General features: G+C 72.5%; 24 protein-coding genes. 12 read left to right on the top strand and 12 right to left on the bottom strand.

Translation table 11 applies throughout. The features are described 5' to 3' along the window. Positions 1 to 168 precede the first annotated feature (168 nt). The 3 genes from IE274_RS00660 to IE274_RS00650 all read left to right on the top strand — a co-directional run bounded on the left by IE274_RS00660 (position 169) and on the right by IE274_RS00650 (position 2,594). Positions 169 to 321, top strand: a complete 153-nt coding sequence (locus IE274_RS00660; protein ID WP_190113547.1) for a hypothetical protein — start codon at positions 169 to 171, stop codon at positions 319 to 321. Positions 322 to 446: 125 nt separating this feature from the next. Continuing rightward, entirely contained in the window at positions 447 to 1,634 is a 1,188-nt protein-coding gene (locus IE274_RS00655) for a PucR family transcriptional regulator (protein WP_229909153.1), read from the top strand. Between the two features lie 171 nt (positions 1,635 to 1,805). Then, positions 1,806 to 2,594 (top strand): SCO2400 family protein, encoded by a 789-nt coding sequence (locus IE274_RS00650; RefSeq protein ID WP_190113546.1) that lies wholly within the window; start codon positions 1,806 to 1,808, stop codon positions 2,592 to 2,594. Between the two features lie 21 nt (positions 2,595 to 2,615). Here IE274_RS00650 and IE274_RS00645 read toward each other — a convergent pair whose 3' ends face one another. Beyond that, entirely contained in the window at positions 2,616 to 3,068 is a 453-nt protein-coding gene (locus IE274_RS00645) for a MarR family winged helix-turn-helix transcriptional regulator (protein WP_190113545.1), read from the bottom strand. 149 nt (positions 3,069 to 3,217) lie between these two features. Here IE274_RS00645 and IE274_RS00640 point away from each other — a divergent pair, with 149 nt between their 5' ends. Together IE274_RS00640 and IE274_RS00635 are read left to right on the top strand one after the other, a co-directional pair. Further along, entirely contained in the window at positions 3,218 to 4,252 is a 1,035-nt protein-coding gene (locus IE274_RS00640) for an NADP-dependent oxidoreductase (RefSeq protein WP_190113544.1), read from the top strand. A gap of 108 nt (positions 4,253 to 4,360) precedes the next feature. Then, entirely contained in the window at positions 4,361 to 4,789 is a 429-nt protein-coding gene (locus tag IE274_RS00635; protein WP_190113543.1) for an organic hydroperoxide resistance protein, read from the top strand. Between the two features lie 115 nt (positions 4,790 to 4,904). Here the strand turns inward: IE274_RS00635 and IE274_RS00630 are convergent, their stop codons facing one another. After that, on the bottom strand, positions 4,905 to 7,478 hold the full coding sequence (locus tag IE274_RS00630; RefSeq protein ID WP_190113542.1) for a M14 family zinc carboxypeptidase: 2,574 nt from the start codon (positions 7,476 to 7,478) through the stop codon (positions 4,905 to 4,907). A 191-nt stretch (positions 7,479 to 7,669) separates the two neighbouring features. Here IE274_RS00630 and IE274_RS00625 point away from each other — a divergent pair, with 191 nt between their 5' ends. Next, positions 7,670 to 8,497, top strand: coding sequence for an EI24 domain-containing protein (locus tag IE274_RS00625; protein ID WP_190113541.1), 828 nt, complete (start codon positions 7,670 to 7,672; stop codon positions 8,495 to 8,497). Here IE274_RS00625 and IE274_RS00620 read toward each other — a convergent pair. Both IE274_RS00620 and IE274_RS00615 read right to left on the bottom strand, forming a co-directional pair. Further along, a complete protein-coding gene (locus tag IE274_RS00620) occupies positions 8,484 to 9,767 on the bottom strand; it encodes a pyroglutamyl-peptidase I (protein ID WP_372447227.1) in 1,284 nt (427 codons plus the stop codon). The two genes, IE274_RS00625 and IE274_RS00620, sit on opposite strands and share 14 nt — an antisense overlap. Positions 9,768 to 9,881: 114 nt before the next feature. After that, positions 9,882 to 10,838, bottom strand: coding sequence for a LysR family transcriptional regulator (locus IE274_RS00615; RefSeq protein WP_190113540.1), 957 nt, complete (start codon positions 10,836 to 10,838; stop codon positions 9,882 to 9,884). A gap of 49 nt (positions 10,839 to 10,887) precedes the next feature. On the opposite strand from IE274_RS00615, the gene IE274_RS00610 reads away from it, so the two are divergent. Next, entirely contained in the window at positions 10,888 to 11,832 is a 945-nt protein-coding gene (locus IE274_RS00610) for an NAD(P)-dependent oxidoreductase (RefSeq protein WP_190113539.1), read from the top strand. A gap of 132 nt (positions 11,833 to 11,964) precedes the next feature. Beyond that, positions 11,965 to 12,354 (top strand): RidA family protein, encoded by a 390-nt coding sequence (locus IE274_RS00605; RefSeq protein WP_190113538.1) that lies wholly within the window; start codon positions 11,965 to 11,967, stop codon positions 12,352 to 12,354. On the opposite strand, the gene IE274_RS00600 is transcribed toward IE274_RS00605, so the two are convergent. Beyond that, positions 12,329 to 13,240, bottom strand: a complete 912-nt coding sequence (locus tag IE274_RS00600) for an SGNH/GDSL hydrolase family protein (protein WP_190113537.1) — start codon at positions 13,238 to 13,240, stop codon at positions 12,329 to 12,331. The two genes, IE274_RS00605 and IE274_RS00600, sit on opposite strands and share 26 nt — an antisense overlap. A 352-nt stretch (positions 13,241 to 13,592) precedes the next feature. Between IE274_RS00600 and IE274_RS00595 the strand changes: the two genes are divergently transcribed. Then, positions 13,593 to 14,087 (top strand): DUF3145 domain-containing protein, encoded by a 495-nt coding sequence (locus tag IE274_RS00595; RefSeq protein WP_190113536.1) that lies wholly within the window; start codon positions 13,593 to 13,595, stop codon positions 14,085 to 14,087. Positions 14,088 to 14,224: 137 nt separating this feature from the next. Here IE274_RS00595 and fabF read toward each other — a convergent pair whose 3' ends face one another. The 5 genes from fabF to IE274_RS00570 form a co-directional block, all read right to left on the bottom strand. Next, on the bottom strand, positions 14,225 to 15,487 hold the full coding sequence (gene fabF, locus IE274_RS00590) for a beta-ketoacyl-ACP synthase II (protein WP_190113535.1): 1,263 nt from the start codon (positions 15,485 to 15,487) through the stop codon (positions 14,225 to 14,227). A 116-nt stretch (positions 15,488 to 15,603) separates the two neighbouring features. Then, the gene (locus tag IE274_RS00585; protein ID WP_190113534.1) at positions 15,604 to 15,852 is read right to left on the bottom strand and encodes an acyl carrier protein; all 249 of its coding nucleotides are present in this window, start codon (positions 15,850 to 15,852) and stop codon (positions 15,604 to 15,606) included. A gap of 73 nt (positions 15,853 to 15,925) precedes the next feature. After that, entirely contained in the window at positions 15,926 to 16,927 is a 1,002-nt protein-coding gene (locus IE274_RS00580) for a ketoacyl-ACP synthase III (protein WP_190113533.1), read from the bottom strand. A gap of 22 nt (positions 16,928 to 16,949) precedes the next feature. Next, positions 16,950 to 17,861 (bottom strand): ACP S-malonyltransferase, encoded by a 912-nt coding sequence (locus IE274_RS00575; protein WP_190113532.1) that lies wholly within the window; start codon positions 17,859 to 17,861, stop codon positions 16,950 to 16,952. 89 nt (positions 17,862 to 17,950) lie between these two features. Next, a complete protein-coding gene (locus tag IE274_RS00570; protein WP_190113531.1) occupies positions 17,951 to 19,177 on the bottom strand; it encodes a PucR family transcriptional regulator in 1,227 nt (408 codons plus the stop codon). A gap of 58 nt (positions 19,178 to 19,235) precedes the next feature. Here IE274_RS00570 and IE274_RS00565 point away from each other — a divergent pair, with 58 nt between their 5' ends. Continuing rightward, positions 19,236 to 19,892 (top strand): pirin family protein, encoded by a 657-nt coding sequence (locus IE274_RS00565; protein ID WP_443732146.1) that lies wholly within the window; start codon positions 19,236 to 19,238, stop codon positions 19,890 to 19,892. A 7-nt stretch (positions 19,893 to 19,899) separates the two neighbouring features. Here the strand turns inward: IE274_RS00565 and IE274_RS00560 are convergent, their stop codons facing one another. Further along, entirely contained in the window at positions 19,900 to 20,715 is an 816-nt protein-coding gene (locus tag IE274_RS00560) for a serine hydrolase domain-containing protein (RefSeq protein WP_190113530.1), read from the bottom strand. A 10-nt stretch (positions 20,716 to 20,725) separates the two neighbouring features. Beyond that, positions 20,726 to 21,223 carry a GNAT family N-acetyltransferase gene (locus IE274_RS00555; protein WP_190113529.1) on the bottom strand — a complete coding sequence of 166 codons (498 nt, stop codon included), beginning with the start codon at positions 21,221 to 21,223 and terminating at the stop codon, positions 20,726 to 20,728. 114 nt (positions 21,224 to 21,337) lie between these two features. Between IE274_RS00555 and IE274_RS00550 the strand changes: the two genes are divergently transcribed. Further along, positions 21,338 to 21,793, top strand: coding sequence for a MerR family transcriptional regulator (locus IE274_RS00550; protein WP_190113528.1), 456 nt, complete (start codon positions 21,338 to 21,340; stop codon positions 21,791 to 21,793). A gap of 74 nt (positions 21,794 to 21,867) precedes the next feature. After that, complete coding sequence (locus IE274_RS00545; RefSeq protein WP_190113527.1) at positions 21,868 to 22,875, top strand: aldo/keto reductase; 1,008 nt, start codon at positions 21,868 to 21,870, stop codon at positions 22,873 to 22,875. Positions 22,876 to 22,936: the final 61 nt, after the last annotated feature.

Here is a 22,936-nt window from a genome sequence, read left to right as displayed (position 1 = left end):
CTGCTGCCGCCGGATTGCCCGAAATGCTGCGGCGCTGTTTCCACGGAGTTACTGGTCCGTATGAGCCGCGAACGTAGGCGGACCCTTGACGCAGTGTCAATGCGTTGTTGACACTGTCCTCCTGCGGAGCGGGGTGGGGACGACCTCCAGCAGAGAGGCTGACCCTGTATGCACCGACTGCTCGCCGCCACGCTGACCGTCGCGGTCGCCGCGGCTCTCGCCGTGGGCGCCGCCCTGGGAATCGTCGCGCTCCTGAACGCCACGCCCGACCAGCCGAACCGGCCGCTCGTGCACTACGAGTCGCCCGAGCGGGACCAGTGACCGACGTGGCCGCCATCTCCGAAAGCGTCTCCGAGAGCGCGCCCGGGAACTTCCCGGACGGCGTTCCCGGAAGCCCGGGCTCCGCGCAGCAGCGCTCCGCCTGGCGCGACGTCCCGCCGCTCCAGGTGCGCAGATTCGCCGCGCTCGCCTTGGAGGAAGTGCCCATCCTCGCGCAGGACATTCTGCGCGAAATCCGGGCAGAGTACCCCGGTCTTCCGGTCGTTCTCGATGACTCCGGCGAGCCGATGGCGCTCATCGGGATCCGCCGCGCCCTGGAGGGCTTCGTCCAGCAGCTCGCCACCCGGGAGGGCCGGCCGCGCTACCACCCGGAGGTCTTCCAGGAATTCGGCCGCGGCGAGGGCCTGCACGGCCGCAGTCTCGACTCGCTCCAGGCCATCTACCGCCTCGGCGTCCGGCTCGCCTGGCGCCGCCTGGCCGAAATCGGTCAGCAGACCGAGATCCCGCCCCCGGCGATGTACGAACTGGCCGAATCCGGCTTCGAGTACCTGGACGGCCTGGTCGACCAGTCGGTGCGCGGCTACGCGGAGGCCGCCGCCCGGCAGGCCGGAGAACGCCTGCGGCTGCAGCGCAAACTCATGGAGCTGCTGCTGTCCGAGCGCCGCCCCGACACGTCCGCCGCCTCCGCGCTCGGCGCCGAGAACGGCCTGGACGAGCGGGCCGCCCGCGTCGGCTGGCAGCTGCCCGAACGCGTCGCCGTCGGCGTGCTGCTGCGCCCCGCCCGCGAGGCCGTGGCCCCCGCCGTCGGCGAGGGCGTCCTGCTCGACATGGAGGCCGAGCAGCCCCGCATGGTCGTGCCCGACCCGGACGCCGCGGGCCGCCCCGAGCTCCTGCGCCGCGCCATGACCGGCTGGTCCGGCGCCATCGGCCCGCCCGTGCCGCTCGCCGACGCGGCCAAGTCGCTGCGCTGGGCGGAGGCCGCGGTCGCCCTGATGGGGCGTGGACTGCTGCCCTCCGGTGAGGTCCTGTACTGCACCGAGCACACCGAGGCGCTGGTCCTGCTCCAGCCCGAGGAGCTCATCGAGGACCTGTCCCGCCGCTGCCTCGCCCCGCTCAACCACTGCGGCCCCGCCCATGGCCGCCGCCTCGCCGAGACCCTGCTCGCCTGGCTGGAAACCCGCGGCGGCGCCCCCGAGGTGGCCGCCCGCCTTGGTGTGCATCCGCAAACTGTCCGCTACCGCCTGCGCCAGATCAGGGAGCTGTGGGGCGACGAGGTCGACGACCCCGACCGCCGCTTCGAGCTGGAACTGGTGCTGCGGGCGCGACGGCTGCGGGGGGAGCTGGGGCGGGCCTGACGGCGGCCGCCCGGCCGGGCCCCCACGTGCGGCAATTCGGGCGAAGCCTGCCGTGCCGTACGGTGCCGGGCACGCCCTGACGTGCGGACACGCCGGAAGGTTCGACTCCGCACACAACATTCACAGCTTCAACTTCCTCCGTACCGGCGTGGGACCTAGCCTCCATGCCTCATGGACTACTGCCACGCGTGCCACCGGCACCTCAACGGCGCCCTCGCCTGCCCGGGGTGCGGCACCCCGGCCGAAGCCTGCCGGGAGTACGCGGAGGCGGTCGCCGCCCAGGACGAACCCGACGCCGACCTGGCCGAGGCGGACGAGGAACGGTCGCCCGGCGGCCGGGTCCGGAGCCGCGGCCGCCGCCGGGAGCGGGCCCGCAAGGCCGCCCAGCACCGCCGCAGGCGCCGCAAGGTCATCCTGATCGCCGCGGGCGTCGCGCTCGCCGCGGGCGGCCTGAGTCTGGCCGAGCTGGGCACCGAGTCCGCGTCGGACGACTCGAAGGCGACGTCGGCGCGGGACCGGGGCGAGTCGGCGGGGGAGTCCGGCGACTCCGGGGACACGGACGGCGCGCAGGGGTCGAACGCGTCCGTGGAGCCGGTGGGGGAGCCGACGGACGGTTCGCCGTCGGCGTCCGCGTCGGAGGCCGCGAAGAAGAAGGGCAAGGACGGCAGGGACGGCAAGGGCGAGAAGGACGGCAAGGGCGCCGAGAACGACGAGGGCGAGGACGCCGACGGGGACGCTCAGGGCTCCGGCGGCGACGGTGCGGGCGACGGCGGCACCAGTACGGCGACCGGCGGCAGCGGCACCTCCGGCGGCCCGGACCCGGACCCGACCTCGGGCAACCCGACCACGAGCCCGCAGAACCCCGGCCCGAAGCCGTCCACCACGAAGCCCCCGAGCGACCCGGACCCGGACCCGAGCCCGTCGGAGACGTGCGACCGGTTCCTGTGGTGGTGCACGTAGCGCCGTTGGCGTACGCAAAGCTCAGGTGCCCAGCATTCGCCGCAGCAGCCCGCGCAGCGACTCCCGCTCCGTGTGTGAGAGCTCGGCCAGCGGCTCCCGGGCGAAGTCCAGGGACTCCCGCAGGCTGCGCGCGGTGCTGAGCCCCTCCTCGGTCGGCGCGGCCAGCTTCACGCGCCGGTCGGCGGGGTCGGGGCGCCGCTCGACGAGGCCGCGGGCCTCGAGCCGGTCCACGATGCCGGTCACGTTCGACGGCTCGCACTTCAGCTTCTGCGCGATGCGCCGCATCGGCATGGGCTCGAGGGAGAGCAGCCCGAGCACCCGCGCCTGCGCGCCGGTCAGGGCGTGCTTGCCCGCGGCGACGTCGTACTCCTCGTAGTAGCGCGCCACGACGGCGCCGATCAGCTCCACGACCTCAAGGGTCAGCGGATCGATGCGGGGGGCGTCGGCGGGGGTGTCCGGATTCTGGGTGGCCATGCCTCCAGGTTACCCATTTACTTGACAACATGAAATATCGAAGCGCATGCTTATTTCAGAACCTGAAGCATCAGGGCCTGAAGTATGAAGGCACGCGCCCACCGCGCGCAGCCCGTCGCCGCTTCCCCAGCCTGAGGAGGACACCCCTCATGTCCGCAGCCCCCGAGCAGCTCCCGGCCACCGGCCGCGCCTGGCACCTCGTGCGTCGCCCGCACGGCTGGCCGGTCCCCGAGGACTTCGCGCTCCGCGAGGTCCCGGTCGAGGCCCCCGCCGAGGGTCGCGTCCTGGTCCGGAACCTGTACTTCTCGGTCGACCCGTACATGCGCGGCCGCATGAACGACGTGAAGTCGTACATCCCGCCGTTCCAGCTGGACCAGCCGATGGACGGCGGCGCGGTCGGCGTCGTCGTGGCGTCGAACGCGGACGGCTTCGCGGCGGGCGACCACGTGCTGCACTTCGCGGGCTGGCGGGAGTACGCGTCGGTGCCCGTGTCGTACGCGACGAAGGTGGACCCGGAGGCGGCGCCGCTGTCGGCGTACCTCGGCGTGCTCGGCATGACGGGCCTGACGGCGTACGCGGGCCTGCTGGACGTGGCGTCCTTCAAGGAGGGCGACACGGTCTTCGTCTCCGGCGCGGCCGGCGCCGTCGGCAGTGAGGTCGGTCAGATCGCCCGGCTCAAGGGCGCGGCCCGCGTGATCGGCTCGGCGGGCTCGGACGAGAAGGTGAAGCTCCTGACCGAGGAGTACGGCTTCGACGCGGCGTTCAACTACCGCGACGAGCGCCCGGTCGTCGACCAGCTCAAGGAGGCCGCCCCCGACGGCGTCGACGTCTACTTCGACAACGTCGGCGGCGAGCACCTGGAAGCCGCCATCAGCCGCATGAACGTGCACGGCCGCATCACGATCTGCGGCATGATCGCGGGCTACAACGACACGGAGCCGACGCCGGGCCCGCGCAACATGGCCATGATCATCGGTAAGCGCCTCCGGGTCCAGGGCATGCTCGTCCAGGACCACCAGGACCTTCAGGGCCAGTTCGTGCGCGAGGTCGGTGCCTGGGTGCGGTCGGGCGAGCTCAAGTACAACGAGACCTTCTCGCGGGGGATCGAGAGCGGCGCCGAGGCGTTCCTCGGCATGCTGCGCGGCGAGAACACCGGAAAGATGGTCGTCTCCCTCGACGCGTGACCCCGCACGGACGCGGTGGCCCCTCTTCCGTCATCCGATAACCTAATTCCACAATCGCCGGGTCGGGCGGGCGCGCGACACGGCACACCTCAGGAGGGATCGGCAGTTATGTCCATCCAGAACATCGACGTCAAGTACACCGCCGTGGCCACCGCGGAGAACGGCCGTGACGGCCGGGTCGCCAGCGACGACGGCAAGCTCGACGTCGTCGTGAACCCGCCGAAGGAGATGGGCGGCAGCGGCGCGGGCACCAACCCCGAGCAGCTCTTCGCCGCCGGCTACAGCGCCTGCTTCCAGGGCGCCCTCGGTGTGGTCGCCCGCCGCGAGAAGGCCGACATCTCCGGCTCCACCGTCACCGCGAAGGTCGGCATCGGCGCCAACGGCGCGGGCGGCTTCGGCCTCGAGGTCGAACTCATCGCCTCCATCCCGAACGTGGACGCCGCCACGGCCAAGGCCCTGCTGGAGAAGGCCCACGAGGTCTGCCCCTACTCCAACGCCACCCGCGGCAACATCAAGGTGGACCTGAAGGTCGCCTGAGTCCTTCCCCAAACGCCGGAGGGGCTGTCTGTAGCCCCTCCGGCGTTTGAGGAGCGGGGTCCGGGGCGGAGCCCCGGTTACGGGAAGGGGCGGGCCTGGGGCGCCCCCGCGAGGGCTACCGCACCCCGAACAACGCCCGCCCCACCTCGGCGAACACCCCCTTCGGGTGCCCCCGGAACAACGGCTCAGTGCCGAAGAGGACGACCTTGGTCGAGCCACGCGAACCGCTGACCACGGACGCCTCCCCGGCCGCGTCGGCCGGACCGCCCGCACCGGCGGAGTCGGCGCGCCAGTGGCCGGAGACGAGCGGCTTGCCGCCCGCGTAGGCCTGTTCGACGCGGACGCCGTCGCCGAGGCCCGTGAACCACATGGGGGCGTAGACGAAGCTGTGGCCGGAGCCGGAGCCGGAACCGGCTACGGGGCCGTCGGCGTTGCGGACGCGGACGACGCCGTTGGCGTCGCCGTTGCCCTGGACGGCGGTGACGGGGAGCAGCTTCGCGGCCTCGTTCAGCGCGGCACCCCCGGCACCCCGCCCGACAAGCCCCCCGCCCCCGGCGAGGAACGCGTCGAGCCGCTTGCGCGCGGCGGGCTTCAGCTCGCTCCGGTCGAGGCCGGAGGAGGCGAACAGGACGTCGGCCTTGCGCCAGTCGAAGCCGTCGTTGAGGACGGCCGTGGAGACGGGCACCACGTCGAAGTTCATCTCCCGCAGCGCGAGGAGCTCCCCGGGCGTCACGGCCGCGGCGACCCGCGTGCGGCGCACCACGTCCTTGCCCCGCGCCTCGGTCGCGGAGAACGCCACGTCGTACTTCTTGGCGGCGGCCCGAGCGGCCCGCCGCGCCGAACCCGGGACGATGACACTGCCGTCGGCGGCCCGGCGTGCCGAAACCCCCGCAGCGGTAAGGGAGTTGAGGGCGGCCACCTCGCGGGGGTCGTCCAGGCGCAGCCGCAGGTTCCCGCGCGGCGCGACATGGCCGACCCGGGTGGCCGACTGCACCGCGCGCGACGGCACCGCGGCCGGGTCGCCCTTGCGGGCGGCGTGCACGGACGCGCCCCACAGGCGGCCCAGGCTCCAGCCGGAGATGTCGTACATCGCCGACACCTTGTCGCTGATGTCCCGCCCGTCCGCGAGGATCACATTGGCGATGCCCCGCTTGGGCTGGTGCATGTCGACGACGTACGAGCCCTTCGCGTACGAGGCGTTGCCGAGCCGGAAGTCCCGGGTGGCGCGCCGCACGCGGACGTCGTTGGCGAGGAGATGGTCCACCAGGCGGGACGTGGCGGCGGCGGAGCGCTGACGCTTGCCCGCCGGGATGACGTACGCACGCGGGAACTCGGTCGTGTAGACGTCCTCCGGGCCGATGCCCGGCACGCCCGGCACGGTCTCCTCGGAGATCTCCACCGACTTCTCGCCCGCGGCCCCGCGCCGGAACACCTCGATCTGGTCGGCGATCAGCGACGTGCGGTGGCCGCGCGCGTAGTCGAGCGTCGCCTTCATGGCCGCGCCCGCGATGTCCACGTTGATGGCGGCACGGCGGCGCAGCTCGGCGGCGGGCTGGGAGTCGTACTCCTCGTTGTTGACCTGCATCGGGAACTCGATGGTGTGCGCCGCGACCGCGCCGTGGAACGGCATGTACTGCGGGGTGAAGATCGGCGGCCAGTCGTCCCAGCCCTCTTCCTGGTCGCGGAAGGGGATGATCGCGGGCTTCACGCCGTCCTTCGCCGCGGTGTAGCCGAGGCCGTTGACGGCCTTCTCCATGCCGAGGGCGTTGGCGTAGCTGTTCTTCAGGAACAGGTCGTACTCGTAGTTCTCGCCGTGCGGCGGGGTGGTCGGCTCGATGAGCGTACCGTTCACGTACCCGTGCAGGTCGATCATCATCGCGGGCTGCTTGTCGATGGCGATCTGCCGCACCGCGCGCGTCTCGGACTGGGTTCCGGTGATGAAGTCCCGGTTCAGATCGAAGCCGCCTGCGTTCTCGCGGGTGCCGGCGATCCGCCCGTCGGGGTTCATCGTGACGTTGAAGTAGAGGCGGTGCCGGGCGAGCAGGTCGCGGGTCTTGGTGTCCTTGGCCTTCGCCAGCTTCTCGATGAGCTTCAGGGCCGCGTCGGTGCCCTCCCACTCGTTGCCGTGGATGTTGTTGTTGATGAACACCGGCGCCTTGTACGCCGACTTGAGCGCCTTGTCCTTGGCGGCGGCCTTGGGCGCGTTCTCGATGCGGTCGCGCATCTTCTCCTGCCGGGCGGTCTCGCGCGCCGACTCGGGCGCGGTGACCGTCACCAGATACAGGTCGTGCCCCCCGGCCGACCGCCCGGCTATCTCCACACTGACCCGGTCGCCGATGCCCTGGATCTTGTTCAGCCTGGGGGCGATGGCGTGGTACGGGGTGAGGCCCAGCTTGATGGACTTGTCGGCCGGGTTCTTCGGCACCGCGCCGAGGTGCTGTTCGCGCGGATAGCCGCGGCCCTCGCCGGTGCGGGCGGCGCCGTTGGACGCGTCGAGCGCGCGGTCCGCGGCGCTCTCCGGGGCCCGCGCGGCCCGGTCGGGCGAGTCCAGCGGGGCCTCGTCGCGGATCACCGGCCGCGGCGCGGGATCTGCGCTCGCACCGCCGGGCGTGAGCGCGGTGAACAGGAGCGTGCCCGCGGCGGCCGATGCGGTCAGGAGCACGGGTCTTGATGGGCGGGATATCCCCATACGTACCTCCGAAGCGTGGGTCGTACGCCGACCCGGGAGAGCGGTCGGGTGGATCGGTCGGTGATCCGTCGAGAGATCAGTAGGGGAGGTCTACAGGGTGAAATCGCGCGCAACAAGGGGGTATTCACGAAACAGCCACCCCACCCGCACCGGCCCGGGTCCGCGACGGCGGGCCGGATAAGGTGTGCCGCATGCGTGAACTGGGTCGTGGATTCGGCTATCTGGTGAAGGGGCAGCGCTGGGTCGCCCAGCACGGCAAGCAGTTCGGATGGGGACTGCTGCCGGGACTGATCACCCTCGTGCTGTACGCGGGCGCGCTCGTCGCGCTCGCCGTGTGGGGCACGGATCTCGTGTCGTGGGCGACGCCGTTCGCCGACGACTGGTCGGACCCGTGGCCGGGCCTGCTCCGCGGTTTCCTGACGGTGCTGCTCTTCGCCCTCGCGCTGCTGCTCTCCGTGGTGACGTTCACCGCGGTGACCCTCGTGATCGGCGAGCCGTTCTACGAGTCCCTCTCCGAACAGGTCGACATCTCCGTGGCGGGCTTCGCGCCCGAGTCGGGCCTGCCGCTCTGGCGCGAACTGCTGATCTCCGTCCGCGACAGCCTCCGCATCGTCGTGCGGGCCGTGATCTGGGGCGTGCTGCTCTTCGGCCTCGGCTTCCTGCCGGTCGTCGGCCAGACCGTGATCCCCGTGATGGGCTTCTTCGTCACCGGCTTCTTCCTGGTGGAGGAGCTGACGGCGGTCGCGCTGCAGCGCCGCGGGGTGCGGCTGCGCGACCGCCTGGCCCTGCTCCGGGCCCGCAAGTCCCTGGCGTGGGGCTTCGGCGCCCCGCTCGCGGTCTTCTTCCTGGTGCCGTTCGTCGCCGTGTTCCTGATGCCGGGCGCGGTCGCCGGGGCGACGCTGATGGCGCGGGATCTCATGGGCGAGGACACGGGCGCCGACGACGATGACGCCGATGACGGCACCGACGCCGGCGGAACCCCTCGGCCGGACGGCCGGGGCGCGCCTACCGCCCGTTAGCCACCACGGCCGTCACCACGATCTGCCGCACCTGCCCGATGATGTCGACCCGGTTGCGGACGAACTCCGCGTCCGTGACCGTGCCGGTCGCCGGGTCGGTGTTCCCGGCGCCGAACTGCAGCACGGGCGTGTGCACATGGCCGCCCGGCAGCCGGTCGTGCAGCCCGAGCCGGTCGCGCAGCAGCGTCGCCCGGTACGCGATCTCGTTGGACAGGTAGTCCCCGCCGCCGCCCGCCCGTGCCGCCGACCCCTCCGTGGGCCCGTCCGGCCGCTGCACGGGCGTGGTGCCGCCCGCCGGGATCTCGGTCACGGCCGTGTTGTCGTACACGGGGAAGCGCCCGGTGTCCGCCGCGACGATGTCTTTGTACGGGAGGGTCGTCGTCGTCCACTGCGGCTGCGAGGCGGGGTCGGTGACCGGTACGACACCGGTGCTCGACAGGTTCTCGTTGTCCCCGAACCCGCCCCGCCAGGCCCCGTTGGTCCGCTCGATGTCGAACTTGCCGACCCGGCCCTGGCTCACGGTCGTGAACAGGTCGACGCGCGGGAGCTGCCGCCGCAGGACCCGCTCCACCTCGCCCTCGGCGAAGTCCGTCCAGCGGACCGGGAAGACGGCCGTCTCGATGCGGACGGGGCCCTCGGCGGTCCGGACGACGGTGCCGTCGAGGGCGAGCGCGGAGGCGCCGGACGGGTTGCTGATGCGGGTGTCGCGGTCGAGCGTGAACGGGTCGAAGCCGGTCACCAGGACCCGCTTCATCCGGTGCCCCTTGGGGTAGCTGATCGTGTCCTGGCCCCGGGACGTCGTCTCCAGCTTCCCCAGGAGCCGCTGCCGCCGGGCGTCGCCCAGCTCGAACCCGCGCGGCTCCCAGGCCCGCAGCGCCCGCGTCATCCCGAGCCGCGCCCAGTACAGCGGCCGGTCGTCGTCCCGGCTCAGGTCCCCGCCCTGCGGCCCGCGCCCCTGCGCCCGGTCCACGGCCCGTCGCCACAGCGCCTGCCCCTGCCGTACGGCGAGCCGCTCCGCCTGTTCGTAGGAGCGGACGCGGCCGAGGTCCCGCGCGAAGCCGGGCGCCACCCGGTCGAACCCGGCGCGCCGCAGGATCTCCTGGGGCGCCGCGCGGTCGAGGCGCTGCTCCTCGACGGTGGGCGCGTCGGCCCGGACGGTGTCGGCGGCCGACGCGGGCGGCACGAACGTTCCGGCGAGGAGCACGGCGCCGAACACGCCGTACACACCGAGCCGCCGACCTGATATCCCGGGGGAGGGGGACGAAGCCACGAGAGTCCTTCCGTTGCAGGTGAGGTGGCCGAAGTATCGCGGGACGGGGGTGGTCGGCGCCATGCCTGCACACGGAGCTTTCCCCGGTGCCTCGCGGAGCTCTCCGCTGTGCTGCTACGTCGAGTCCGCGCACGCCTCCCGCAGCGCCGCCAGGAACGGGGCCACCGCGGGCGGCGCCGTCCGGCCCCGCGCCGTCGCCGCGTACACCGCCCGCGCGGGTACCCCTTCGTCGCGCACCGGCACCAGGGTGATGTCCGGCCGTGCCCCCTGCGCGGCGAGCGCCGGGACCAGGGTCACGCCGAGGCCCGCGGCGACGTACCCCTGCTTGGCCGTCCACTCGCCGACCACATGGGCGATCCGGGGCCGGAAGCCGTGCCGCAGCGCCGCGTCGAGGAGGGTGCCCGCCGGTTCGGGGCTGCCCGAGATCCAGTCCTCGTCGGCGAGCCGGTCCAGGCCGACGCGGGGCTCGGCCGCCAGCGGGTGGCCGGCGGGCACGGCCACGTAGAGCGTCTCGTCGAGCAGATGGTGCAACGCGTACGCGTCCTCGGGGAGCGGGCCGCCCGTGGTCGACACGACCGCCAGGTCCAACTCGCCCTCCGCGAGGCGCCCGAGCAGCGGCCCGGTGAACCCCTCCTCGCGGGCGAGGGTCACCCCGGGGTGGCGGGTACGGAACAGCGCGATGGCCCGCGGCACCAGCGCCGCGTCCGCCGTCGCGAACGCCCCGAACCGCAGCAGCCCGCCCGCCACGTCGTCCAGCTCCGCCAACTCCCGTCGCAGGAGCGCCAGTTGACGCAGAGCCGCCTCCGCGTGCGGCAGCGCGGCCCGCCCGTGCGCCGTCGGTCGCACCCCGCGCGGCAACCGGTCGAACAGCGGGGCGCCGCCGAACGCGCCCTCCAGGGAGGCGATCTGACGGGACACCGCGGACTGCGTCCAGCCGAGGCGCCGCGCGGCCACGGTGAAGGAGCCGTGCCGTGCCACCGCCACGAAGGCGCGCAGCCAGACGGTCGACACATCGGCCGCCGCGTCACTCGCCGAGTCACTCAAGCCATGCGGATCATGCATATCTCCCATGCTAGGCATTCGCTTGTGGCATCACCCGCCCGGGCCTAGCGTCGTACGCATGGAACGGAACAGGGAACGGAACAGGGACCAGAGCGCGGAACCCCGCACGGAATCCGCCGCAGCACCCGGCACGGAACAGCCCGGCCGGCCGGCCCGGCCCGCCCAGGCCCCGCGCCGGCGTGTCGCGTTCCTCGGCCTCGGCCACATGGGCGCCCCCATGGCCCACCGCGTCCTCGCCGCCGGACACCCGCTGACCGTGTGGAACCGCACCGCCGCGAAGGCGGCGCCCCTCGTCGCGGCGGGCGCACGCCTCGCCGCCTCGCCCGCGGACGCCGTGCGGGACGCCGACGTCGTCATCACGATGCTGGCGGGCCCCGACGCGCTGCGGTACGTCGCCGACGGGATCGTGCCGGTGCTGCGGGGGCGCGGCGGCGTCCACTGGGTGGAGATGTCGACGGTCGGGCCCGAGGCCGTGCGGGAGCTGGGGGAGCGGGTGCCGGACGGCGTCACGCTGGTCGACGCGCCCGTGGCGGGCAGCACGGACAAGGCCGCGGCGGGGCGGCTCGGGATCCTCGCGGGCGGGGACGCCACCGCCGTGCAGCCGCTGCTCGCCCACCTCGGCACGGTGACCCGGACCGGGCCGCTCGGCTCGGGCGCCGCGCTCAAGGTCGTCGTGAACACGGCCGTGCTCGGCGGCGTCGCCCTGGTCGCGGAGTCGATGGCGCTGGCCGACGCGCTCGGCCTGGACGCGGAGCTGGCGCGGGACGTGCTGGCGCGGGGGCCGCTCGCGGGCGCCGTCGCCCGTGCCTTCGCCACCGACGTGCACTTCGGCAGCGACCTCGCCGCGAAGGACGTGGCCCTGGCCACGAGCACGACGTGGCTGCCCGCGATGGAGGCGGTCCGCGGCCACTACGAGGCAGCGGCGGCGGACCCGGCCGTGGCCCACGAGGACATCGCCGCGGCCGTCACCCACATCCGCGACACCCGCAAGCCCCGCCCCTGACCCACCACCAGCCACTCATCACCGCCCCCCACCCGTCACCGGCCCCCCCCACGCGCCACCAGTCACCCACGGGCCAGCACCCACGGCCCGCCCTCAAGCCTGCCCGAATCCCGACTTCAGGAGCCCGGACCCATGCACGTCACCCTCGACAACCCCGCCACAGCACCCCAGCCCCTCGGCCCCTACTCCCAGGTCGCCCGCGTCCAACTCGCCGACGGCGGCGCCCTGTTGTACCTCTCCGGGCAGATAGCCGCGGGCGACGGCATCGCCGAGCAGACCCACGGCGTCTTCGCGGCCCTCAGCGCGCTCCTGCGGGCGCACGGCGCGACGCTCGCCGACATCATCAACATCCGCACGTTCCTGACGGACATGGACGACCTGCCGGGCTACGCCGCCGTCCGCCGCACCTACCTGACCGGGACCCCGCCCACGAGCACCACGGTGTCGGTCCCGCGGCTGTTCAAGCCGGAGGCCCTGATCGAGGTGGAGGTGGTGGCTAGCTGCGCGGCCGGGCGGCCGTGACCCCCTTGTGGGCCATCTCGGCGAGGCGCGACTGCCCGTCCTTGCTGGGGTGGAACCAGTCCCAGTGGCTCAGCTGCTCCCCGTCGAAGTGGAAGCCGAAGACCGCCCCGCCGTCGTACCGGCAGCGCTGATCCTGCGCGCAGACGTCCTTGAGCACCTTGTTGTACGCCACCACGCGGTCCTGCACCGACTGCCGCCGCTCGGTGGCGGCCCGGTCCATGTCGTCCGCGTCGGCCAGCATCGACTTGCAGATGCCGAGCTTCCACACCTGCTTGCCGAGCTGGTTGGTGCGCCCGGTCGACCAGAGCCGCTTCAGGTCCGGCACGCTCGCCACGTACACCTGCGTCTTCGGCTGGGAGCGGCGCAGCGTGCGCAAGGAGTCCTCGAAGTCGGCGCGGAACTCCGCGACGGAGGTCATCTCGTCGGCCGACGACCGGCACGCGTCGTTCGCGCCCGCCATCACCGTGACCAGCTCGGGCTTCCGCGCGGCGGCGCGGGCCATCTGCTCGGGGAGGTCGGCCATCCTCGCGCCGGTCTTGGCGTAGTTCCAACTGTGCGTCTCCGCGCGCTGCTTGCCGAGCAGCCGCTGCGCGAGGCTGCGCACCCCGTCGTCGCTGCCCGTCGCCCAGGACACCTCAGGGCAGTCGGAGAGCACCGAACAGGCGTCGAAGCCGCGGGTGATGGAGTCGCCGACGGCGGCGAGGGAGCGAGGGCTGGTGTCCCAGGCCGGGGCCCGCTTGGGGGCCGCTCTGTCCTGGGCCGCCGAACCGCCGGGCGCCGCGGAGTCGCCGCCCGAGGCGTCGCACGCGGTGAGTGTGGCGAAACCGGTGAGAGCCGCCGTCGCGAGGGCGACGGCGGCCCGTGCGCGGTGCCTTGAATTCCGCATCCTCGTCCCCTCTGTCGTCCAACGTGACGTCGCGCGGGCCGTTCAGGTTGCGTCCCGTCGAGTGCTGATATGTCCCGTGCGTGGTCCCGGGACACCCAACCGGGGGTTTCCGGGCCTCCCAGCGGGTGAAACCCAAGGGGTTCCCGGCATGCGGACCGACGGTACGTCACACTCCTTGCCTCGCCACACGGTAGCCTCGCCACCCAGTGGCACCTGATTTCCTCGGTTCCGCTAAATTACATCACGTCACATCTGTCCCCTTTTTTGACTTTCCCCGCTTTCGGGGAATATCGCTCGGCACGGGCGCGAGGCCGCTGGGGAAGGCGTACCTCGTCCCACACTGGAGGTCCCGGTGACGACACGTGGAGTTCTGTACGTGCACTCCGCACCCCGCGCGCTGTGCCCGCACGTCGAGTGGGCCGTCGCGGGCGTACTCGGCGCACGCGTCAGCCTCGACTGGATTCGACAGCCCGCGGCGCCCGGCACCTGGAGATCCGAGTTCTCCTGGCAGGCCTCGGCCGGCACCGCCTCCAAGCTCGCCTCCGCGCTGCGCGGCTGGGACCTGCTGCGCTTCGAGGTCACGGCCGAACCCAGCGCGTCCGCCGAGGGCGAGCGCTACAGCGCCACCCCCCAGCTCGGCATCTTCCACGCCGTCACCGGCATCCACGGCGACATCCTGATCCCCGAGGACCGCCTGCGCGCCGCCCTCGCCCGCTCCCAGCGCGGCGAGAGCGACCTGGCCGCCGAACTGGCCAAGCTCCTCGGCAAGCCCTGGGACGACGAGCTGGAACCGTTCCGGTACGCGGGCGAGGGCGCACCGGTGCGCTGGCTGCACCAGGTCGTGTGAGAGCGCGTACACGTGAAGAAGGCCCGCCCGGAGAGTCCGGGCGGGCCTTCTTCTGTGCGACGAACACCGCGGCCATCAATTGAGGAACCCCAGCGGCGAGCGATGGGGTCCGCGAGCGCGGCGGCGGTTCAGCCGCATCACACAGTGCGGAAGGCGAGGACCACGTTGTGGCCGCCGAAGCCGAACGAGTCGTTCAGCGCCGCGATCGTGCCCTCGGGCAGCGGGCGGGGCTCGCCGCGGATGATGTCCGCGTCGACCTCGGGGTCGAGGTTCTCGACGTTGATCGTGGGCGGGGCCATCCGGTGGTACAGCGCGAGGACCGTCGCGACGGTCTCCACGCCACCGGCGCCGCCCAGGAGGTGACCGGTCATCGACTTCGTCGAGGCGATCGCCATGTGGTCGACGTCGTCGCCGAAGGCCTGGCGCAGCGCCTTGATCTCACCGACGTCGCCCTGCGGGGTCGAGGTGGCGTGCGCGTTGATGTGCACGATCTCGGCGGGCTTCAGGCCGGTGTTGTCGACCAGGTGCTGCAGCGCCGCCGCGATGCCGTTGCCGGACGGCTCGGGCTGCGTGATGTGGTGGGCGTCGGCCGAGATGCCCTGGCCGACTGCCTCCGCGTAGATCCGGGCGCCGCGCGCCTTGGCGTGCTCCTCGGACTCCAGGACGACCACGCCCGCGCCCTCGCCGAGCACGAAGCCGTTGCGGTCGCGGTCGTAGGGGCGGGAGGCGCCCTGCGGGTCGTCGTTGTTCTTCGACATCGCCATCATGTTGCCGAACGCGGCGATCGGCAGCGGGTGGATGGCCGCCTCCGTGCCGCCGGCGACGACGATGTCGGCGCGGCCGGTGCGGATCATCTCGATCGCGTAGCCGATGGCCTCCGCGCCGGACGCGCAGGCCGAGACCGGGGTGTGCACCCCGGCGCGGGCGTTCAGGGTGATGCCGACGTTCGCCGCGGGCGAGTTGGGCATCAGCATGGGAACCGTGTGCGGGGAGACGCGGCGTACGCCCTTCTCCTTCAGCACGTCGTACTGGTCGAGGAGGGTCGTCACGCCGCCGATGCCGGAGGCGATGACCGCGCCGAGGCGGTCGGGGTCGACGGCCGTGTCCTCACCGGCCTTCGCGGTGAAACCCGCGTCCTTCCAGGCCTCGTCGGCCGCGACCAGCGCGAACTGCGCCGAACGGTCGAGCTTGCGGGCCTGCGGGCGCGGGATGGTCTCCGTCGGCTCCACGGCGATCCGCCCGGCGATGCGGACCGGCAGCTCGGCCGCCCAGTCCTCCTCGATGAGGCTGATCCCGGAACGGCCGGCGAGCAGACCCTCCCAGGTCGATGCCGCGTCGCCACCCAGCGGTGTGGTTGCGCCGATACCGGTGACGACCACGGTGCGATTGGTCGAGTTCACTGGATTTCTCTCTCCACGATTTGGTTCAGATGCGGATGCGGCGGCGCCACCGCCGGGTGGCGGCTGGCATGAGCCGGGCCGGTACGAGCCTGCGGTCGTCAGGCTCGTACCGGGTGTCAGCCCTGGTGCTCGAGGATGTACTTGGTCGCGTCGCCGACCGTCTTGAGGTTCTTGACGTCGTCGTCCGGGATCTTGACGTCGAAGCGCTCTTCGGCGGCGACGACGACCTCGACCATGGACAGCGAGTCGACGTCCAGGTCGTCGGTGAAGGACTTGTCCAGCTGGACGTCCTCGACCGGGATGCCGGCGATCTCGTTGACGATCTCCGCGAGACCGTCGACGATCTCCTTCTCAGTGGCGGCCATGTTTGGCGCTCCTTCGTATGTATCCAGAGGGTGTGACGGCAACCGCGTGGATCCGAAGATCCGCAGCGGGTGCCTAGGGGAGGGTAACGACCGTGGCGGCGTACACGAGACCCGCCCCGAAGCCGATGACGAGCGCCGTGTCGCCGCTCTTCGCCTCACCGGTCGCCAGAAGCCGCTCCATCGCGAGCGGAATCGAGGCGGCCGAGGTGTTGCCGGTGGTGCGCACGTCACGGGCGACCATGACGTGCTCCGGCAGTTTCAGAGTCTTCACCATCGAGTCGATGATCCGCTCGTTGGCCTGATGCGGAATGAAGACATCCAGGTCGTCCGCGGTGATTCCGGCCGCGTCCAGCGCCTGCTGGGCGACCTTCGCCATCTCGAACACGGCCCAGCGGAACACCGCCTGGCCCTCCTGCGTAATGGCAGGGAACTTGTCGGGGGCGCCGTTGCGGTACGCCTCCCACGACTCGGTCTGCTTGATCGTGTCGGACTTGTCGCCCTCCGAGCCCCAGACCGTCGGGCCGATCTTCGGCTCCTTGGAGGGGCCCACGATCACCGCGCCCGCGCCGTCACCGAACAGGAACGCCGTGGCCCGGTCGTGCAGGTCGGTGAGGTCGCTCAGTCGCTCCACGCCGATGACCAGGACGTACTCGGCGGAGCCCTCGACGACCAGGCCCTTGGCGAGGGTCAGGCCGTAGCCGAAGCCGGCGCAGCCCGCGGAGATGTCGAACGCGGCGGGCTTGCCGGTGCCGAGCCTGTCCGCGATCTCGGTGGCGATCGCCGGGGTCTGCTTGAAGTGCGAGACGGTGGAGACGATCACGGCGCCGATCTGCTCGGGCGTGATGCCCGCGTCCGCGATGGCCTTGCCGGACGCCTCGATCGACATCGCCGCGACGGTCTCCTCGTCGGAGGCCCAGTGCCGGGTCTGGATGCCGGAGCGGGAACGGATCCACTCGTCGGACGAGTCGATCGTCTCGAGGATGACCTCGTTCGGTACGACACGGGTGGGCCGGTAGCCGCCGACGCCCATGATCCGCGCGTACGGGGCGCCCTGGCTGGGCTTGATCTTCGACATGCGCTACGGCTCCTTGTCTCGCTCAGGAATGCTCGGCGACGAGCGTGCGGGCCGCGTCGAGGTCGTCGGGGGTCTTCACCGCGAGCGTCTTGACGCCCGGCAGCGCGCGCTTGGCCAGACCGGTCAGGGTGCCACCGGGGCACATCTCGATCAGCGCCGTCACGCCGAGCTCCGTGAAGGTCTCCATGCACAGGTCCCAGCGGACCGGGTTGGCGACCTGGCCGACCAGGCGGGCGACCACGTCGGCGCCGCCGGTGACCGTCTTGCCGTCGCGGTTCGAGAGGTAGGTGAACCGGGGGTCGGCGACGGTGAGGCCTGCTGCGGCCTCCGCCAGCGTCGCCACGGCGGGTGCCATGTGCTCCGTGTGGAACGCGCCCGCCACCTTGAGGGCGACGACCTTGCGGACGCCCTCGGGCTTGTCCTCCGCGAGGGCGGCGAGCTGGGCCGCGGTGCCCGCGGCCACGATCTGGCCCGCGCCGTTCACGTTCGCCGGGGTCAGGCCCAGCTTCTCCAGGTGCGGCACGGTCACGGCGGGGTCGCCGCCGAGCAGCGCCGCCATGCCGGTCTCCGTTGCCGCGGCGGCCTCGGCCATGGCCAGGCCGCGCTTGCGCACGAAGCGCAGGGCGTCGTCCTCGGTGAGCACACCGGCGTACGCGGCGGCGGTGATCTCGCCGACGCTGTGCCCGGCGACGGCGCCCGGCGTGATGTCACCCAGTGCCGCGGCGGAGACCAGACCGGCGGCCACGAGCAGCGGCTGCGCCACCGCGGTGTCCCGGATCTCGTCCGCGTCGGCCTGCGTGCCGTAGTGGACGAGGTCGAGCCCGATGGCGTCCGACCAGGCAGCGAGCCGGTCGGCGGCACCGGGGAGGTCCAGCCAGGGGGTCAGGAAGCCGGGCGTCTGAGCGCCTTGGCCGGGAGCGACGAGTACGAGCACTCTCACACTCTCTCTTGTGGACAGTACGAACCGCCCGTGGGGACAGGGACGAAGAACCGCTGGGGGAATTGTAGAGCCCCGACAAAGACTTAAGGCTGGGGATCACCGTCGGCGAGACGTCCCAGGATCAGCGCGATGCGCAGAGTGAACGCCGAGCGCACATCCGAGGGTGACCAGCCGGTGACGTCAGTCACACGTCGAAGCCGGTAGCGCACGGTGTTGGGATGCACAAAGAGCATCCGCGCGGCGCCCTCCAGGCTGCTCGCCTGTTCCAGGTAGACGCTGAGGGTCTCCAGGAGCGCCGAACCGGCCTCCTCCAGCGGTCTGTAGATCTCCTCCACCAGCTGTTCGCGCGCCGCTGGATCGCCCGCGATCGCCCGCTCGGGCAGCAGATCGTCCGCGAGGACGGGGCGCGGCGCGTCCTGCCAGGCCCCGCACGCCTTCAGGCCCGCGGCGGCGGCCTGCGCGGAGCGGGTGGCGGCAAGCAGGTCCGGCACGATGGGCCCGGCCACCACGGGCCCGGCCGCGTACGGCCCGATCAGCGCCTTGGCGACCGCCAGGGGGTTGTCGTTGCCGCCCGCGATGACGACCAGGCGGGTCCCGAGTACACCGGTGAGGACCTGGAGCTTGGCGTGCCGTGCCGCGCGCCGGATCGCCTCGACGGTGAGTTCGCTGTCGCCGTCGGGCGCGGTGCCGAGGACCACGCAGACGTGGTCCGGCGAGTTCCAGCCAAGCGCCGCCGCACGGGAGACGGCACCCTCATCGGCCTCCCCGGAGAGCACGGCGTTCACCACCAGCGACTCCAGGCGCGCGTCCCAGGCACCGCGTGCCTCGGCGGCCTGTGCGTACACCTGCGCGGTGGCGAAGGCGATCTCGCGGGCGTAGACGAGCAGCGCCTCGCGCAGCACGCCCTCGTCGCCCGGGGCCGCCACCTCGTCGATCGCGGACTCCATCACCTCGATGGTGGTCCGCACCATCTCCACGGTCTGGCGCAGCGTGATCGCCCGGGTCAGCTCGCGCGGCGCGGTGCCGAAGACGTCCGTCGAGATCGCCTGCGGGGCGTCGGGGTGCCGGAACCACTCGGTGAACGCGGCGATACCGGCCTGGGCGACCAGGCCGATCCAGGAGCGGTTCTCCGGTGGCATGGCCCGGTACCAGGACAGCGTCTCGTCCATGCGCGCGATCGCCTGCGCCGCGAGGCTGCCGGACGACTTCTCCAGGCGCTTCAGGGTCGCGGTGTGCGCGTGGGCGCGGCCGGCGCGCCGGGCGTCGGCACCGGCGCCCTGGTGGGCTGAGTTCGCTTCAGGTTCGGGCACGGGGACAAGACTGCCTTATCGGGACGGCGGCGTGCGGGGCCGGGTCTACGGTGGGGGCGTGATTGAAGTACGGCGTTCCGGTGAGCGGTATCCCGGGGGCGACCCCATGGCGGGGATCGACTCCTTCCACGCCTTCTCCTTCGGGCCCTACTACGAGCCCGACAACCTCCGCTTCGGCGCACTCCTCGCCTGCAACGAGGAGCACTTGGCGCCCGGCGCCGGGTTCGACGAGCATCCGCACAGCCACACCGAGATCGTCACCTGGGTCGTCGCGGGCGAGCTGACCCACCGCGACTCCGAGGGCCACGAGTCCGTCGTCCGCCGCGGCGACGTCCAGCACCTCAGCGCGGGCGCGGGGGTCCGCCACGTCGAGCGCAACGCGGGCCCCGAGCCCCTGACCTTCCTCCAGATGTGGCTGTCCCCCCGTGCCCCCGGCGGCCCCCCGTCCTACGCCATCGTCCACGGAATCGCCGACTCCACGCCCTACGCGGTCCCCGCCGCGGGCGCCCTCCTCCACGTCCGCCGCCTGACCCCCGGCGAACGCACGGCCCTGCCCGACGCCCCGTCGGTCTACGTCCATGTGGTCCACGGCGAAGTGGCCCTGGCGGACGAGGAGTTGGGCATGGGGGACGCGGCCCGGGTGACGGGGGAGCAGGGGTTGGACGTGGTGGCGTACGGGGGCAGGGCGGAGCTGCTGGTGTGGGAGATGAGCTGAGGCGCCGCTAGAGCTCGGCCAGCACCGCGTCGGTGAACGCGGGCCACACCTCCACGGCCCACGGCCCGAACGCCCGGTCCGTCAGGGCGACGCACGCCGCCCCCGCGTCCGGGTCGATCCACAGGAACGTGCCCGCCTGCCCGAAGTGCCCAAAGGTCCGAGCCGAGGAGGAACTCCCCGTCCAGTGCGGCGACTTCCCGTCCCGGATCTCGAACCCGAGCCCCCAGTCGTTGGGATTCTGATGCCCGTACCCGGGAAGCACCCCCTTGAGTCCGGGGTAGGCCACGGACATGGCCTCGGCCACGGTCCGCGGATCCAGCAGCCGGGGCAGCTGCACCTCGGCGGCGAACCGCACGAGGTCGGCCACGGTCGACACCCCGTCCTTCGCGGGCGACCCGGCACCCGCGAGGAAGGTGGACGACATCCCGAGCGGTTCGAGCACGGCCTGCCGCAGATAGTCCTCGAAGGGAATCTCGGTCGCCTTGGCGATGTGCTCGCCGAGCACCTCGAACCCGGAGTTGGAGTAGAGCCGCCGCGCCCCGGGCGCGGCCACGACGTCGTGCGCGTCGAAGGCGAGCCCGCTGGTGTGCGCGAGCAGATGCCGCACGGTGGCCCCCTCGGGCCCGGCGGGCTCGTCCAGCTCGATCGCCCCCTCCTCGTACGCGACGAGCGCCGCGTACGCCGCGAGCGGCTTGGTGACGGAGGCGAGGGCGAAGGGCTGCCCGGTGGGCCCGCGCGTCCCGGCGACGGTGCCGTCCGCGCGGACGACGGCGGCGGCAGCGGTCGGGACCGGCCAGTTCTCGATCAACGCCAGGCTCTGCATGCGTACGAGCCTAAGCGTCCTTGAGTTTGAGCTGCATGTAGGGGTCGGGCTTGCGGACGAACCCGAGGGACGCGTACAGCGGCTCGGCCTCGGGCGACGCGGTGAGGTCGACCTGCCCGGCGCCCCGCTCCCGGAACCAGTCGAGCAGCGCCTCCACGCAGGCGCGGGAGTAGCCCCGGCGGCGCGTGCCGGGGTCGGTGGCGACGCTGAAGAGATAGCCCGCGAGGCCGTGCGGATTGCCCGCGCGCCCGATGCGGTACTCCAGGGTGCCCACGGCGAGCGCGGCGAGGCCGCCGGGCCGCTCGGGGTGGTCGACGACGAACGCGGCGAAGTTCCCCTCGGGGTGGGCGAGGCGCTCGCGGACGGTGGGGATGGATGCGGCGTGCCAGTCGGTGACGGACGTGGTGGGCAGGGTGCCGTCCAGGGTGAACACGGAGTCGATCATGACCTGGCGCAGGCGTATGACTTCTTCGGCGTCCGCCGCCGCGGCGCGTCGTACGAGATTCATGGGCCGCACGGTAGTCAGCGGACCCCGGCGCCGTCCCGCGGATTTCCCCCGCGTCCGGCGATCTTCTCGAATGCCCTTGCTTGGAGTGCGCTCAAGGGTTCTAGCGTGGGGGCCATGACGGTGATGGAGACCACCCCCGCACCCACCCCCGCCCCCGCCCGCGACCAGGGCGGGCCCGAGATCTGCCCGCCCCCGCCCGCCCATCCGCGCCCGGACGGGCAGGACCACTACACGATCAGCGAGGTCGTCGCGGTGACCGGACTGACCGCGCACACCCTGCGCTGGTACGAGCGGATCGGCCTGATGCCGCACATCGACCGCTCCCACACGGGCCAGCGCCGCTACCGCAACCGCGATCTGGACTGGCTCACCCTGGTCGGCAAGCTGCGCCTGACCGGCATGCCGGTCGCCGACATGGTGCGGTACGCGGAGCTGGTGCGCGAGGGCGAGCAGACCTTCGCGCAGCGCCGGGAGCTCCTGGAGCGCACCCGCCACGACGTCCGGGCCCGGATCGCGGAGCTCCAGGGCACGCTCGCCGTCCTCGACCACAAGATCGACATCTACTCCTGAAGCCCGGCTGCTCCTGAACCCCGGCTGTTCCGGAACAACGGCTACTCCAGACCCTCAGCGGAGGCACGGAACCAGTGAAGATCACCACCGCACGGCTCGGCACGGCGGGCCCCGAGGTCGGTGTCCAGGGGCTCGGCTGCATGGGCATGAGCTTCGCGTACGGCCCCACGGACGCCGACGAGGCCCGGGCCACGTTGGAGCGGGCACTCGACCTGGGCGTCACGCTCTACGACACCGCCGACGCGTACGCGAGCGGCGAGAACGAGAAGTTCCTCGCGCCGTTCTTCGCGGCGCACCGCGACGAGGTCGTCATCGCCACGAAGTGCGCCCTGGCCATCGACCCGGCCGACTCGACGAAGCGGATCATCAACAACGCGCCGGAGTACCTCCGCGCCTGCGTCGACGCCAGCCTGAGCCGCCTCGGCGTGGACGTGATCGACCTCTACTACCTGCACCGCCGCGACCCGAAGGTGCCGATCGAGGAGACGGTCGGCGTGCTGGCGGAGCTGGTCGCCGCGGGCAAGGTCAAGCAGCTCGGGCTCAGCGAGGTCACCGGTGACGAGCTGCGTGCCGCGCACGCCGTGCACCCGATCGCGGCCCTGCAGTCGGAGTGGTCGCTGTTCAGCCGCGACATCGAGCGCGCCGTGGTCCCGGCCGCCGCCGAGCTCGGCGTGACCCTCGTCCCGTACTCCCCGCTCGGCCGCGGCTTCCTGACCGGCTCCTTCGTCAGCGCCGACAAGGAGCTGACCGAGGGCGACTTCCGCCGCCAGCAGCCCCGCTTCACCGGCGCCAACGCCGAGGCGAACGCGGCCCTCCTGGACCCGATCCGCACGGTGGCCGCCGCGCACGGGGCGACCCCGGCCCAGACAGCCCTGGCCTGGGTGCAGCAGCGGTCCGGCAGCCACGGCCTGCCGGTGGTCCCCATCCCCGGCACCCGCAAGCGCACCCGCCTGGAGGAGAACACGGCGGCGACGAGGGTCGAGCTGACACCCGCCGACCTGGCTCTCCTGGAGCCGATCGCGGCCCGGGTATCAGGGAACCGCTACGCGGACATGACGTTCGCGTCGGCAGGCCGCGAGTAGTCCAGGGGCGCCTCGCAGGCCGCGCCCGCAGGACGCGCCCCAAAGGGGCGCGGGGCACTGC

This window comes from Streptomyces flavofungini, assembly GCF_014650815.1.
In the GTDB taxonomy this organism is placed as follows: Bacteria; Actinomycetota; Actinomycetes; order Streptomycetales; family Streptomycetaceae; genus Streptomyces; species Streptomyces flavofungini.
This window is presented reverse-complemented; position numbering and strand designations above follow the sequence as displayed.

Bases quoted from the DNA above. Each gene is read 5' to 3' on its own strand.
- IE274_RS00640 (WP_190113544.1), top strand. From the start codon at position 3,218: ATGTCCGCAGCCCCCGAGCAGCTCCCGGCCACCGGCCGCGCCTGGCAC.
- IE274_RS00560 (WP_190113530.1), bottom strand. From the start codon at position 20,715: ATGCAGAGCCTGGCGTTGATCGAGAACTGGCCGGTCCCGACCGCTGCC.
- IE274_RS00605 (WP_190113538.1), top strand. From the start codon at position 11,965: ATGCACGTCACCCTCGACAACCCCGCCACAGCACCCCAGCCCCTCGGC.
- IE274_RS00645 (WP_190113545.1), bottom strand. From the start codon at position 3,068: ATGGCCACCCAGAATCCGGACACCCCCGCCGACGCCCCCCGCATCGAT.
- IE274_RS00600 (WP_190113537.1), bottom strand. From the start codon at position 13,240: ATGCGGAATTCAAGGCACCGCGCACGGGCCGCCGTCGCCCTCGCGACG.
- IE274_RS00610 (WP_190113539.1), top strand. From the start codon at position 10,888: ATGGAACGGAACAGGGAACGGAACAGGGACCAGAGCGCGGAACCCCGC.
- IE274_RS00650 (WP_190113546.1), top strand. From the start codon at position 1,806: ATGGACTACTGCCACGCGTGCCACCGGCACCTCAACGGCGCCCTCGCC.
- IE274_RS00635 (WP_190113543.1), top strand. From the start codon at position 4,361: ATGTCCATCCAGAACATCGACGTCAAGTACACCGCCGTGGCCACCGCG.
- IE274_RS00550 (WP_190113528.1), top strand. From the start codon at position 21,338: ATGACGGTGATGGAGACCACCCCCGCACCCACCCCCGCCCCCGCCCGC.
- IE274_RS00580 (WP_190113533.1), bottom strand. From the start codon at position 16,927: ATGTCGAAGATCAAGCCCAGCCAGGGCGCCCCGTACGCGCGGATCATG.
- IE274_RS00660 (WP_190113547.1), top strand. From the start codon at position 169: ATGCACCGACTGCTCGCCGCCACGCTGACCGTCGCGGTCGCCGCGGCT.
- IE274_RS00625 (WP_190113541.1), top strand. From the start codon at position 7,670: ATGCGTGAACTGGGTCGTGGATTCGGCTATCTGGTGAAGGGGCAGCGC.
- IE274_RS00630 (WP_190113542.1), bottom strand. From the start codon at position 7,478: ATGGGGATATCCCGCCCATCAAGACCCGTGCTCCTGACCGCATCGGCC.
- IE274_RS00615 (WP_190113540.1), bottom strand. From the start codon at position 10,838: ATGGGAGATATGCATGATCCGCATGGCTTGAGTGACTCGGCGAGTGAC.
- IE274_RS00585 (WP_190113534.1), bottom strand. From the start codon at position 15,852: ATGGCCGCCACTGAGAAGGAGATCGTCGACGGTCTCGCGGAGATCGTC.
- IE274_RS00555 (WP_190113529.1), bottom strand. From the start codon at position 21,223: ATGAATCTCGTACGACGCGCCGCGGCGGCGGACGCCGAAGAAGTCATA.